The sequence below is a fragment of the Psychrobacillus sp. L3 genome (assembly GCF_042945595.1).
GTDB lineage: Bacteria > Bacillota > Bacilli > Bacillales_A > Planococcaceae > Psychrobacillus.
In genome coordinates this window covers 569002-582131 of sequence record NZ_CP168493.1, presented here as the reverse complement: position 1 = coordinate 582131, position 13130 = coordinate 569002, and the positions used below count along the sequence as shown (strand labels likewise).

12 protein-coding genes are annotated in these 13130 nt (G+C 35.4%); 7 read left to right on the top strand and 5 right to left on the bottom strand.

Translation table 11 applies throughout. The features are described 5' to 3' along the window. Window positions 1–17 precede the first annotated feature (17 nt). On the top strand, window positions 18–590 hold the full coding sequence (locus tag ACEPXD_RS02840; RefSeq protein ID WP_391119759.1) for a glycerol-3-phosphate acyltransferase: 573 nt from the start codon (window positions 18–20) through the stop codon (window positions 588–590). 106 nt (window positions 591–696) lie between these two features. Continuing rightward, window positions 697–1548 carry a DegV family protein gene (locus ACEPXD_RS02835; protein WP_391119757.1) on the top strand — a complete coding sequence of 284 codons (852 nt, stop codon included), beginning with the start codon at window positions 697–699 and terminating at the stop codon, window positions 1546–1548. 48 nt (window positions 1549–1596) lie between these two features. On the opposite strand, the gene ACEPXD_RS02830 is transcribed toward ACEPXD_RS02835, so the two are convergent. After that, window positions 1597–2085 carry an amidase domain-containing protein gene (locus ACEPXD_RS02830; RefSeq protein WP_391119755.1) on the bottom strand — a complete coding sequence of 163 codons (489 nt, stop codon included), beginning with the start codon at window positions 2083–2085 and terminating at the stop codon, window positions 1597–1599. A gap of 178 nt (window positions 2086–2263) precedes the next feature. On the opposite strand from ACEPXD_RS02830, the gene ACEPXD_RS02825 reads away from it, so the two are divergent. Further along, on the top strand, window positions 2264–3286 hold the full coding sequence (locus ACEPXD_RS02825; protein ID WP_391119753.1) for a DUF2804 domain-containing protein: 1023 nt from the start codon (window positions 2264–2266) through the stop codon (window positions 3284–3286). Between the two features lie 420 nt (window positions 3287–3706). Here the strand turns inward: ACEPXD_RS02825 and ACEPXD_RS02820 are convergent, their stop codons facing one another. Further along, window positions 3707–4750 carry an NAD(P)/FAD-dependent oxidoreductase gene (locus tag ACEPXD_RS02820; RefSeq protein ID WP_391119751.1) on the bottom strand — a complete coding sequence of 348 codons (1044 nt, stop codon included), beginning with the start codon at window positions 4748–4750 and terminating at the stop codon, window positions 3707–3709. Window positions 4751–4872: 122 nt separating this feature from the next. On the opposite strand from ACEPXD_RS02820, the gene ACEPXD_RS02815 reads away from it, so the two are divergent. From ACEPXD_RS02815 to ACEPXD_RS02800, 4 genes are read left to right on the top strand one after another with little or no spacing between them, the layout of a single operon-like run. Beyond that, window positions 4873–5664, top strand: coding sequence for an ABC transporter ATP-binding protein (locus ACEPXD_RS02815; protein ID WP_391119749.1), 792 nt, complete (start codon window positions 4873–4875; stop codon window positions 5662–5664). Window positions 5665–5668: 4 nt separating this feature from the next. Then, window positions 5669–6601 (top strand): iron-hydroxamate ABC transporter substrate-binding protein, encoded by a 933-nt coding sequence (locus tag ACEPXD_RS02810; RefSeq protein WP_391119747.1) that lies wholly within the window; start codon window positions 5669–5671, stop codon window positions 6599–6601. Between the two features lie 59 nt (window positions 6602–6660). Further along, on the top strand, window positions 6661–7659 hold the full coding sequence (locus tag ACEPXD_RS02805; RefSeq protein WP_391119745.1) for a FecCD family ABC transporter permease: 999 nt from the start codon (window positions 6661–6663) through the stop codon (window positions 7657–7659). Further along, window positions 7656–8663, top strand: coding sequence for a FecCD family ABC transporter permease (locus tag ACEPXD_RS02800; protein ID WP_391119743.1), 1008 nt, complete (start codon window positions 7656–7658; stop codon window positions 8661–8663). The genes ACEPXD_RS02805 and ACEPXD_RS02800 overlap by 4 nt, the downstream gene beginning before the upstream one ends. 56 nt (window positions 8664–8719) lie before the next feature. On the opposite strand, the gene ACEPXD_RS02795 is transcribed toward ACEPXD_RS02800, so the two are convergent. The 3 genes from ACEPXD_RS02795 to ACEPXD_RS02785 form a co-directional block, all read right to left on the bottom strand. Continuing rightward, window positions 8720–10246: a methyl-accepting chemotaxis protein gene (locus ACEPXD_RS02795; protein ID WP_391119741.1), complete on the bottom strand. Its 1527-nt coding sequence runs from the start codon at window positions 10244–10246 to the stop codon at window positions 8720–8722. Between the two features lie 379 nt (window positions 10247–10625). Beyond that, a complete protein-coding gene (locus ACEPXD_RS02790) occupies window positions 10626–10925 on the bottom strand; it encodes a hypothetical protein (protein WP_391119739.1) in 300 nt (99 codons plus the stop codon). A 424-nt stretch (window positions 10926–11349) separates the two neighbouring features. After that, window positions 11350–13035: a methyl-accepting chemotaxis protein gene (locus ACEPXD_RS02785; protein ID WP_391119737.1), complete on the bottom strand. Its 1686-nt coding sequence runs from the start codon at window positions 13033–13035 to the stop codon at window positions 11350–11352. Window positions 13036–13130 lie beyond the last annotated feature (95 nt).

The window sequence follows — 13130 nt, the reverse complement described above, 5'->3', positions numbered from 1 at the left end:
CTCGATGGGGTGATGTAATGTATTTATATTGGATAATTAGTTATTTTATCGGTACTTTTCTTACTGCTTGGTGGGTAGGCAAATGGAAAAAAACTGATCTACGCACAATACTCAGTGGGAATTTAGGGGCAAGAAATGCTGGTGCAGTTCTTGGAAAGTCAGCATTCTTTGTAACTTTTTTAGGTGATGCACTAAAAGGGATCCTTGTTATATATATAGGCTTTTATTATAATTTTTCTTTAGCGATCATTGCAACAGGTGGACTTCTAGTCATATTAGGCCATCTTTATCCGTTTTGGCTGAAGTTCAAGGGCGGTAAAGGAATAGCTACTTTTATCGGTGTAGCACTTGTATATAATCCAATGTTATTTGGAATTTTGGCAGCATTTTTTGTTGTTTTACTCTTAATTATTAGAAGTGCAACTTTAAGTATGCTCTTGGCTTTTCTTTCGTATGCTTTCATATGTTGGATAAATCCTGCCTTTTACAGTGCATGGCCTCTTTCCGTTGCAATCATAGTCATTCTCGTTCGTCATCGCCATGATTTAGAGGAATCATGGCATGCAAGATGGTGGAAAAAGCAGTCCTAATTATTATATAAAATATAGTAATTTTGACCATAGTTATAAAGTATCCTATAGCTCAATATGCTATAATTATTATAAAATAAATAATTTATTGAATAGGGTGTTTAGTATGCATAAGAGAAAAATAGCTTGGGTAATAGATAGCAGTGCATTTGTGAATACGATGCTAAAAGAGCATCCGGATGTGTATATTATTCCGCTTAATATACATTTTGGTCAACAACAATTTATAGACGGAGTAGATTTAACTTCGGAACAATTGTACGAACGCATTCGAAATGGTACGGATTCAGCAAAAACATCTCAGCCATCTGCTGGCGAATTTGTGGAACTTTATACTAAACTAAGCAAAGAGTATGAGTCAATTATTGCTATCCATGTTTCCAACGGTTTAAGTGGAACGATGTCTTCTTCATTAAATGGCGCTCAAATTGCAAAAGTTCATGTTGAATGTGTCGATTCTCTTTCATTATCTGCTGGAATTACAGGTTTAGTAGAAAAAGGGTTTCATTTAGAAGGACAAGGTTTATCATTTGAGGAAATTGCTTCGTCTTTAAGAATAGAAGCTACTAAATTCCGTAACTACATATTAATCGGCAACTTAACTCAGCTTTATAAAGGCGGTAGATTAAGTAGTGCCCAATTCTATCTAGGAAATTTGTTGAAAATAAAACCAATTATTCAAATTAACAACAAAGGTGAATTACAAGAACTGGATAAAGTTCGCTCGCACAAAAAAGCGATACACTATCTGATTCAAAAAGTAATAGCATCTGTTCAATCAGAAGGTGTAGAACTAGTATACATTATGCACGCAAATGCAATAGAGCAAGCGAAGAATTTAAAAGATGCAATTCAACTTGAATTACCAAGCCTGCAAGTATCCATTGGTGAAATTAGTTCGTCTTTAGCAGTGCACGCAGGTGAAGAAACCTTAGCGGTACTGTGGTATGTAAAATAATCAAAAGAGTGTAACTAAACGTCCATTGTTTAGTTACACTCTTTTCTTTTAGAAATTATCTTTTATTTGAAAGAAAATATAGCTTGTTTTTGGTGTATGTGCATAGGAGTCTTCGTAGTTCCAATACCTATCTCTACTATTATTTGTATGTGCATTTACATATGGCATACCATCTTTGATACTGGTCACAATGGTCGAGTGATCGTATCTGCCATCCCCTTCAAAATCATAAAAAATAAGATCTCCCGGAATCAGTTTCGTTGGAGAATCCACTTGAGTCGCTTGCAACCCCTTTGTAGATTTGGCCAAATACCATCGTAATCCATGCGGAGTGCTCCAACTATAACTCCACGTATGATTTCCAAGCCACCAGCCTTTCCCTCTATTCGGCTGGCCTCTCATTGGCGCACCACCTGCAAATAAACATTGTGAAATATAATTGGTACAATCCACATCGAATACAGGAAACTTAGGATTATGACTATTCCACCACTTTTGTGCATAGGCTACTGCTGCGGCGCGGTTATATGTTGCCAATTTTCCACCTCCCTCTCTTTTGTTTATATGATTTCGTTTAAAATATATGCTAGTATTGATTCAATGAATTGTATTTTATTTTCAAAACAAAAACCTTACAAGTAAAGCGCTGGAGTTAAGAAAGAAACTGAGTAGGAAGAATTATATTTTCTTATTAGTTTAGAAAGGAAGATGGCTAATGCCACAACATGCCGAGAAAGAAATTACAATGCCTACTTTGCTTTGTGATGAAAAAGGAAATTTAAATCCAAAAGCGATCGGATATGCAAAGAAACCAATCATTGAAAGTAATTTAAAAGGACACTATATGCGGAAGAAAAAGTGGAATTATTGGTGTGTGTTTGGAGATGAAATCCTTTTTTCGGCAACAATTAGTCACTTAGATTATGCAGCAGTTTGCTTTGTATATTTTTTAAACTATGAAACGCAACGTTACGTGGAAAAGACGGTAACGATTCCTTTGGGAAATAAAGTGAAAATGCCTACTCAAGTTTTAGAGAGCGTTCATTTACATTCAAAAGAAATGTCGATTCAACTTTTATATCTACAAAATGAAACACATATGATGGTTACCGTCCCTAACTTTGATGGAGATTTCTTACATGCTGATTTACATATTTCGCACCCATTAGAGGATGAATCACTCAATGTTGTCATTCCATGGAGTCGGACGCAATTTCAATTTACAGCGAAGCATCATCTACTGCCTACTACTGGTTTCGTGAAAATCGGAGATGCTCGTTATTCTTTTCAAGCCGAAGATAATTTCTCTGTGCTCGATTATGGTAGAGGTGTTTGGCCACGGGAGGCATTATGGAATTGGGGGTTTGCTTCCCAACGTGTTGGTTTCAAAAGAATTGGTTTGAACTTGGGCGGAAAATGGACAGATGGAACAGGTATGACAGAAAATGCTATTTTTATAGATGGTAAGCTCACGAAAATTCATGAGGATGTATTATTTAACTATGACACAAATAATTTCATGAAACCTTGGACAATAAAAACCAAATTTTCAAATGAAGTAAATTTAACTTTCACTCCCTTCTTCCATAGGATTGCAAAAACAGATGTAAAGCTTGTCACTTCAAATGTCCATCAAATGGTAGGTTACTATAACGGTAAAATACAGTTAGAAAATGGCCCTACACTACAAATTCATCGATTACTTGGCTGCATCGAGGAGCACAAAGCCAAATGGTAAATGGTTTTTCTACGACGAACTTTGCGCAGAATTTAAAGAATAACGAAAGCATCTTTTAAGTGCATCTTGTCTTTCTATTTCCAAAGTACTTTGGACGAAACATCAGCTACACTATTACCGTTGGAATTTTTGTGGATCGTGAAGTGACTGCGTCACTTCACGATCCATTTTTTTCGATAATCTAGTGGCGGTTGTTTGTCAGTCGCCCACTTGGAATATGTAAAGACAAGGTTCGTAAGGTTTGGTTAATGAGAGATTAGATACTTTCCTATTCTTTTAAAAGCGGACGAAGATGCAATTTCGTCCGCTCAGCGCTTATTTATCAAATAGAAGCTATCTATTTTTTCAGGTTCCACCAACTCTATTCATCTGCCCAATGAATTATGCGTACTGCCAAGCCTCACACGCAAACTCGACCTTTTATTCGATAAGTTGTTTGATTAGTTTTTTATTTCTTTCCTTAAAAACTTCATTATGGGACGAAACCATTGCAATACTATCTGCTTCTGGCTGAATATATTGTTTTGCCCGATTGACCGCATTTGCAGCATCGTGGAAAGTACCTGCAATTAAATACAGCTTACCTGGATGTTGTAAAATATCTCCTGCAGCATACACACCCTCAACGGAAGATTCACTCAAACTAGTGCCCGCTACATAAAAGTTTTCAGCAATTTCAATATTTGTTTCACTATTCTTTAAGAGGTCCGCATCTTGTTCATACCCATGATTAATGACCACTTCATCTATATCTAAATAGGATATTTCCCCTGTTTCATGGTTTGTTAATGCGACATGTTGAATAACGTCATGATTTTCACTTGCTATGAGTTTGGAAATAGTCGTATGGAAGTAGCATGTTACTGTGCTTTCTAATAGTTGAGTAACTTGGGCCTCATGACCATTTAAAGCGTCTTTTCGATAGGTTAAGTACACTTTTTTGGCAATTGGCTCAAGCTCATTTGCCCAATCTATTGCTGCATTTCCTCCGCCTGAAATGATAACTGTTTTGCCTTTAAAACGTTGTAAAGATTTTACTGTGTAATTTAAATTCCCAACTTCGAATCGTTCTGCACCTTCTATTTCAAGCTTCGTTGGTTTTAATATTCCACTGCCAACAGCTATTATGATGGTTTTGGAATAGTGCTTCTGGCCTGAAACTGTATGTAATACAAAAATTCCATTCTCATCTTTAGCAATAGATTCTACTTTCTCATTTAACACTACTTCTGGATCAAATGTGAGCCCTTGTTGTACTAATTGACCAATTAACTTTTCTCCTGAAATTGGCGTTTGTCCTCCAACATCCCAAATCATCTTCTCCGGATAAACATGAATTTTTCCACCCAATTGTGGTTGATATTCAATAATTTTTGTTTTCATTTCCCTCAACCCACTATAGAAAGCGGAGTAAAGCCCTGCTGGTCCTCCACCAATAATCGTCACATCAAATATATTTTTCATTTTCTCTAGTCTCCTACAAAAAAGTTATTGTTGACATCAATCATTAAATTAAATATAGTTACATATGATAATGATAATCGTTATCATTTATTAACGCAACTATAAGTATGGAGGTTTATAACATGGTTCGTCTATATACAGATGATTTGTCTATTGGCTATGGTGATCGGTTAATTGTAAAAGAATTGTCTGTTGAAATACCTGATCAAAAAATTACTACGATTATTGGACCAAATGGTTGTGGTAAATCTACTCTGCTTAAAGCAATTACACGTATCATTTCGCATCAGTCTGGTTCTGTCGTACTCGATGGAAAAAATGTTGTAAAGGAAAATACGAAACAACTTGCAAAAAAGATGGCTATCTTACCTCAAACTCCTGAAAGTGCAAGTGGGCTTACTGTTGGTGAACTTGTTTCCTACGGACGATTTCCTTATCAAACAGGTTTCGGAAGGCTCACAAAAAAGGACTTTGAAGTAATTGAATGGGCACTCCAAGTGACTGGTACGAGCGAGTTTAAATTCTCACCGGTCGATGCCTTATCCGGTGGACAACGGCAGCGAGTTTGGATTGCCATGGCTCTCGCTCAAGAAACGGAAATTATCTTTTTAGATGAACCAACTACTTATTTAGATATGGCTCATCAGTTAGAAGTACTAGAACTTCTTCAAAAACTTAACCAAGATGAAAAACGTACTATTGTCATGGTTTTACATGACCTCAATCAAGCGGCACGCTTTGCGGATAATATTATTGCATTAAAAGCCGGAGAAATTGTTAAAGCTGGGAACTGCCACGAAGTTATTACGCAAGAAGTATTACAAAATGTGTTCAATATTGATGCTGAAATCGGTGTGGATCCAAGAACAAATAAACCAATGTGTATTACATATAATTTACTTAAAGGAGAATAACAAGATGAAAAAACTATTAATGCCCATATTATTTTTGTTTGTACTAATTTTAGGTGCTTGTGGTAATGATTCTACGAATACCAAAACAGACTCGAAAGCAACAGAAGAAAAAGAAGAGCCAACAACAATTACTTATCAGTCTGAAGAGGGTCCTGTGGAAGTTCCCGCACATCCTAAACGTGTAGTTGTCGTTTCTTCTTATGCTGGCAATGTAGCAGCTCTTGGCGTTAAAATGGTGGGCGTAGATTCTTGGTCTAAACAAAACCCACGATATGATAGCTATTTATCTGGTGTCCAAGAAGTATCAGAAGATAATTTGGAAAAAATTATTGAACTAGACCCGGATTTAATCATCGGTCTTTCTACCGCACAAAACTTAGATAAATTAAAAGAAATTGCACCAACAGTTACATTCACTTATGGAAAAGTAGATTATTTAACACAGCATTTAGAAATAGGAAAACTATTAAACAAAGAAAAAGAAGCACAGGATTGGATTAATGACTTTAAAGAACGTACTAAATCTGCTGGTGAAGAGATTAAAGGGGTTATCGGCAAAGATGCTACCGTTTCAGTCATTGAAAACTTTGACAAACAATTATATGTATTTGGTGATAACTGGGGGCGTGGAACAGAAGTACTTTATCAAGCGATGGGCCTAGCAATGCCTGAGAATGTCAAAGAAATGGCTTTAAGCGATGGATATTATGCGTTATCCTTAGAAGTTCTACCTCAATTTGCTGGTGATTATGTTATTTTCAGTAAATCGTCCGATCAAGATAACTCTTTCCAAGATACAGATGTTTACAAAAGTATTCCTGCAGTGAAAAATAATCGAGTATTTGAAGCAAATGCGAAGGAATTTTATTTTAATGATCCAATCTCATTAGACTACCAACTTGATTTCTTCAAAGATCACTTTTTAAACAGTAAGTAATGATTGAGGAGGAATTCGATTGAAGAATTCCTTTTTCTTCATGAAGAAAGGAACGTAATATGAAAACTTCTGCACATTTCAGTAAAAAATTCATTTTCGGTTTGGTTTTACTATTCGCTATGTTTATCGTCGCTATGGTATTTGGGGCAGCTCAAACATCGATTCAGGATTTATGGCAAGCAATGTTTTCAAATTTGAAAAATGATCAAATCAATATTCTTCGAGAAATTCGTTTACCACGAGAAGTCGCAGCAATTATCGTTGGTGCAGCACTTGCTGTATCAGGAGCTATTATGCAAGGAATAACGCGCAATCCTTTGGCAGATCCAGGCTTACTTGGACTTACTTCTGGAGCAAATGCTGCACTTGCTATAACGATTGCACTTCTGCCTGTTTCCAACTATTTAGGCATTACGATTGCGTGCTTTATTGGAGCCGCTGTAGGAGCTATTATGGTGTTCAGCATTAGCGCTGCGAAAAAAGGAGGCTTCTCTCCATTACGAATTGTACTTGCTGGAGCTGCTGTATCTGCTTTTCTATATGCAATTGCGGATGGTGTTGGAATTTATTTTAAAGTTTCAAAAGATGTCTCCATGTGGACGGCAGGTGGTTTAATCGGCACCTCTTGGAAGCAGTTAGCAATTATTAGTCCTTTTATCGGTATTGGTATATTTGTTGCTCTGTTACTCTCTAGACAGCTTACTATTTTGAGTTTAAATGAAGAGGTTGCTGTTGGACTTGGTCAGAAAACCTCTCAAATTAAGATGATTCTTTTTATTGTAGTTATATTACTAGCTGGAGCATCTGTAGCAATTGTCGGTAATATGGCTTTCGTTGGGTTAATGGTACCCCATATCGTCAGAGCTGTTGTTGGAACTGATTATCGATTTATCATTCCAATGTCAGTTGTTGTAGGCGCTATTATGATGCTAATCGCTGACACACTTGGACGTACTATTAACATTCCTTATGAAACTCCCGTTGCAGCGATCATTGCAATAATGGGACTACCTTTCTTCCTTCTCATTGTGCGTAAAGGAGGAAGTGTATTCCAATGATCCAATCTCGGCTATTAAAAAAACAACGTATACTCCTACTAATTTTACTTGCACTAATTGTCTTAACTGCATTTATTAGTGCCGGAATTGGTTATTCTTCCTTATCTTTCGATCGCTTATTACCGACTATATTAGGTAATGGTACATTTAAAGAAGAATTTGTTTTATTTTCGGTTCGCTTACCACGCATTATTATTACATTTCTTGCAGGAATGGCATTGGCTCTATCGGGTGCAATCTTACAAGGCATTACACGCAATGATTTGGCTGACCCAGGAATTATTGGGATAAATGCTGGAGCTGGAGTTGCAATAGCTTTATTCTTCTTATTTTTCCCTATACAGCCAGGTTCTTTTGTATACTTGCTTCCTATTGTTGCGTTTTTTGGAGCTTTACTTACTGCATTTTTTATTTATATCCTATCTTATAATCGAAAAGTAGGCTTACAGCCAGTCCGCTTAATACTTGTCGGTATTGGTTTTTCCATGGCATTATCCGGCTTGATGATTGTGCTTATTTCATCAGCAGAGCGTCAAAAAGTAGATTTTATCGCAAAATGGTTAGTTGGTAACATTTGGGGCTCCGATTGGCCATTTATATTAGCACTTTTACCATGGCTAATTGTTCTTATCCCTTTCACTTTTTATAAAGCAAATAAATTAAATCTTCTAGGATTAAGTGAACCTGTAGCTGTTGGTGTTGGGGTATCTATTGAGAAAGAAAGAATCGCTCTCTTGCTTGCTGCTGTTGCACTTGCAGCATCCGCAGTATCCGTTACGGGAGGTATTGCTTTTATCGGATTAATGGCTCCGCATATTGCAAAATCATTAGTTGGTCCAAGACACCAATTGTTTATACCAATTGCTATATTAATTGGCGGCTGGCTATTACTTTTTGCAGATACAATTGGTCGAAATATTGTTGAACCAAATGGAATTCCTGCTGGAGTGATGGTTGCATTAATCGGTGCTCCTTATTTTATGTATTTATTGTTAAAAAAATAAATACAGGATATCTCATCCGTCAGTTGATTATCGACGAGTGAGATATCCTCTTTTAGTTAATCTGCTTGCATATCCAGATTAACTTTACTTATTTCTTCTGATAGGTTTTGCAAAGAAACCGATAAGTTTACTAGTGCTTCAAAGGAATCTAATTGTCCTTCTGTAGCCGCTGAAATTTGATGAACATTTTCTTTACTTACTGTTAATGCTTCATTGATTCGGTGAATATTAGTCAGTAACTCTTGAGAGGATTCATCTACTTTAGCAATATATTTAGCTGAATCGCTTAAATATTTGGTTGTAGCTATTGTTTCCTCTGTTATTTCATGAAATGTCAGTTCTGATTTATCCATATAATCTCTACTAATTTTAAGTTCATTAAGCACTTTTTCAAGATCTTTTAGTATTACTCCTGAATCATTACTTATTTTCAAGACCACTTGTTGTATTTCTGAAGAAGTACCTTCTGATTGTGTAGCAAGCTTTCCGACTTCGTTTGCTACAACTGCAAATCCAGCTCCATATTCCCCTGCTCTTGCCGCTTCAATAGAAGCATTTAAAGATAGTAGCTTTGTTTGGTCCGAAATACTAGTAATGGATGAAGCGAGTGTACTTATTTCCTCTACTTCATTTTGATAAACAGCTAATCTATCCGCTAAAATATTTACCATCTCTTGTGTTCTATGAAACTGAATTTGAGTTTCTTCCATTAACCCTTTTCCAATCATGGCATTTTTAGAAACATGCTTTGATTTGTCCCTACTTTCTTCAGCTAAGCTTCGTACTTGTGTTAAATCAAGAGTCAATGTTTCAATTTGATGTTTGCTTCTTTCTGCATCTCTTACTTCTTCTTCCATTGCTTGACTCAGTATCTGGATAGATTTTTGTATATTTTTTGTTTCACTATTCGATTCACTTGAACCCACAGCTATTTCTTTGGATGTGTTCTGTAAATTTTCGATTGTCATCATTAAAGTATGTATGACAGAATTCTTTCTTAGATTATTGTTTTTTTCACGTTCCCCTTCTTTTTCCACTTCCAAATTATTTTTCTGAATAATTAAAGCGATATTTGCCACACTAACAAATATTAAAAATATAGCATGAATCAACAAGAGGGAAAATCGATATTCCGTAGATCCACACAATATCTGCGGAAATAAAAAGAACCCTGCTAAATGATGTGTTGCAAATATTATTGTACTTAATAATACTTGTTTGATAGAACCAAAAAAAGCGATCACTGCTAGAACCATAAAAATGGAGAAATGATATTCGATAAGACCATTTCCACCTGCAATAATTGCAATGGAGCCAAAAGTAAGTGCTAAAGTGATAAACGTCTGCAATAATGGATGTCTTTTATTTTTTAAATATAAATAAACAGAAATTACCAATAAGATGATTGGAATCCCCATTAACACATACATTAGTGCAATTATTCCCCCTGTATAAGGCTGAACACCCAAAAGGGAATGATAATCAGCTAAAAACCCAAACACTTGATGTAGAACAAATACAATAATCGATATTGCAACTGTAGTACCCGCCAATAGTACCATTAGAACATTTCCTTTTAACATCTCTTTACCCCCACTTTATAGTTAAGCTTTTTACATAATTAAGAACGTCCAATTATTTATTCTCACAAGATATCTGTAAATCCCCATATTTCTAGGGTATATGAATAAATTATTTGAGCTAAAAAAGTTATTTATTTGATACCAAAATTAGCGATACATTTCTCTTCTTTCACTTTATGCGTGACAAATGGTCCGCGTTATTTTATATTCATCGTACATAAGTACCTTTATTATAGCAAAAAAAGCAAGACTTTTGGATCTATTTATAATTAATATTTTTATAATTCTAAACTTAGTTCCTAACTTCTTTAAAATAACGAACAAAAAAACATACTAATATGAATAGCCTTAACCAAAAATTTGGCCATCTCTACACATTTTAGTATGCTTCTTTACCTCTATTTATTGGATTCTTCGGTTGAAAAATTGGCACATTCTTCCAAAAAAATGTAAAAATTTTGTGGATACCAATTTCTTGTAGCATATTCGCATACATTTCGTCATTCACAGTGAAAACACGAAATTGTCTTCCACTAGCTATAGCTTCTTTCCCCATTGCTCTAAAAGCGGTAGGAAAAAACGCATGTAATGCATCTGCTCCAACTATATTTGCATATTCATCAGGCCTTATCATTACTTCCATAAATAAAATAGTCATTTCGATTTGAAGAGCCTGCATTTTAAAGTTGCTCTTATAACAAATTTATGAAAAGGATATTGAGGTTATGTTTTTGGAGGAGTTTGGGTTAGTTTAAATATGGTTCTTTTAGAAATATTCCGTTTTGTAAAACTACAATCTATGAAATCTAATAAGAAGGAGGACTGATACCAATAAAACGAGTATCAGTCCTCTTTATTTTCCTATTGAAAAGTGTTGTTTCAAAAAGTTAGTTGTTTGTGTATTCGATTCTTTGGTGAAAGTTCTTACTGTCGGAAATGTAATAAATTATACCATGAATAATTACCTACAAATATCCGCCTCGGATGGAGCGAGCTATCATGAATATCAATCCCAAATTTCACGAGAAAGTTTGTAACCTCCCCATTGGCTTAACTTGAAACAGTTGGGAATTTGAACTCCCTGCTGTTTCAAGTTGAATGAATTATATTTTAAAGCGATGAACCATCTCATTAAGCGAATCAGCAACGGTCGTTAATGTTTGTGCAGTAGTTTGAATTTCTTCCATGGAAGCGAGCTGTTCTTCTGTTGCTCCCGCCACCTCATGTGTGCTTTCGGAGTTTTCCTTGAATTGTAAGGAAACCTTATCATACTTTTGTGTTACCATCGTGAAATCAACTGTTAATTGTTCTGTTGCAGCAGCTATTTCTTGCACTTTTCCGGATACATGCGAGATGGCTTGTATAATTTCTTTAAATTGAACGGATGTAGCGGATGATAATTGGATTCCACTACTGACGTTTAGTTTAACCTTATCAATTGTTTGAACGGTTGCATTTGTTGTCTCTTGAATACGAGTGATTAGTGCTCGGATTTCATTTGTGGATCCACTTGATTGTTCAGCTAATTTTCGCACTTCTTCGGCAACAACAGCAAAACCTTTTCCATGCTCTCCTGCTCTAGCAGCTTCAATTGCTGCATTTAAAGCGAGGAGATTTGTTTGATTTGCAATATCGTCAATAAATGTTGTAATTTCACCAATTTTCACTGCATCTTCTGCAAGTGAAATAATTCTTTTATCTGTATCATCCACCGATTGATGAATTACTTCCATAGAAGAAACCATCTCCTCTACAGACCTTTCTCCATTATCCGCTTGAATGCTAACTTCATTCGTTTCCTCTGAAACTTCCGATGTATGGAGTGTCATACTTTTCAATCTTTGCAATGAATGCTCTACTGCAATTGAACTTTCGCTCAAAATATTAGATTGATTGTCCATGCTAATGGATATATTATGTATACTTTCTGCAATTTGATTGGAAGTTAATTTGGATTGTTCCGCAATAGCTGAAAATTCTTCCGAGGATTCTGCTGCTCGTTCGGATGAAGAGCTAATATGTGTGATCATCTTTCTTAACGAAGAAATAAATTGGTTAAACGAAGTAGCAACTTCCCCTAATTCGTCCATGTTTTTCACATGGATTGTTTTAGTTAAATCCCCGTTACCATTAGCAATATCAGTCATCTGATCTTTCAACTGGCGTAAAGGCATTAAAATTGATTTTAAAAGTAATACGCCTAAAATGAGTCCAACTACTGTAGCTACTACAGAAACTCCCAATAAAATTATTTGACTTAATTTAGATTGTAATTTCAAACTAGAGCTTGCTTCTTTCGTTTGTTGATTTAATTGTTCAATTAAACTCTCAAAAGAAGGATCGAGTACATCTTTACGAATTCTACGTCCTTCCCCAAAATGGATTTCTTCCGATTTCTTAGGATTGATTGCACTATTTTGAATCACTAACTGACTTTGCTTCCAAAATTCTTCGTAGTTTTTCTTCATCTCATTAATAGTCGTTTGCTCTGAAGATATAATTGTAAAACCACTTAATTTATCAAGTTCGTTTTCAATATCCTTTGATTTTTCTTCCATTTGCTTTGCATACGATTGGTCACCCGTCAAGAGTAGTGCTCGCTCATCATTAGAAAGACCAGCAAGTCGATACTGAATTTGCTTAGAGATAACTTTTATTTCCATCAGTTTATTTAAGTCATTATCCTTTGAGACTATTTTAGATAAAGACCATGTACTAAATCCGCCAACAGCCATGATTGAAAATACTAAAATTGAAGTCACAAGAATAAGTCTTGTTTTAATACGCATATAGAACCTCCTTCTATTTCAATTGGTAACCCCTTGTACATTCTTTACTAGGTAATTATCTTCGACTACTAAAAGTTTTGCTAATAGTTTGCGTT

Excerpts from the sequence above, each read along its gene's own strand:
- ACEPXD_RS02840 (WP_391119759.1), top strand. The coding sequence starts at position 18 with ATGTATTTATATTGGATAATTAGTTATTTTATCGGTACTTTTCTTACT.
- ACEPXD_RS02835 (WP_391119757.1), top strand. The coding sequence starts at position 697 with ATGCATAAGAGAAAAATAGCTTGGGTAATAGATAGCAGTGCATTTGTG.
- ACEPXD_RS02825 (WP_391119753.1), top strand. The coding sequence starts at position 2,264 with ATGCCACAACATGCCGAGAAAGAAATTACAATGCCTACTTTGCTTTGT.
- ACEPXD_RS02820 (WP_391119751.1), bottom strand. The coding sequence starts at position 4,750 with ATGAAAAATATATTTGATGTGACGATTATTGGTGGAGGACCAGCAGGG.
- ACEPXD_RS02815 (WP_391119749.1), top strand. The coding sequence starts at position 4,873 with ATGGTTCGTCTATATACAGATGATTTGTCTATTGGCTATGGTGATCGG.
- ACEPXD_RS02810 (WP_391119747.1), top strand. The coding sequence starts at position 5,669 with ATGAAAAAACTATTAATGCCCATATTATTTTTGTTTGTACTAATTTTA.
- ACEPXD_RS02805 (WP_391119745.1), top strand. The coding sequence starts at position 6,661 with ATGAAAACTTCTGCACATTTCAGTAAAAAATTCATTTTCGGTTTGGTT.
- ACEPXD_RS02800 (WP_391119743.1), top strand. The coding sequence starts at position 7,656 with ATGATCCAATCTCGGCTATTAAAAAAACAACGTATACTCCTACTAATT.
- ACEPXD_RS02795 (WP_391119741.1), bottom strand. The coding sequence starts at position 10,246 with ATGTTAAAAGGAAATGTTCTAATGGTACTATTGGCGGGTACTACAGTT.
- ACEPXD_RS02790 (WP_391119739.1), bottom strand. The coding sequence starts at position 10,925 with ATGCAGGCTCTTCAAATCGAAATGACTATTTTATTTATGGAAGTAATG.
- ACEPXD_RS02785 (WP_391119737.1), bottom strand. The coding sequence starts at position 13,035 with ATGCGTATTAAAACAAGACTTATTCTTGTGACTTCAATTTTAGTATTT.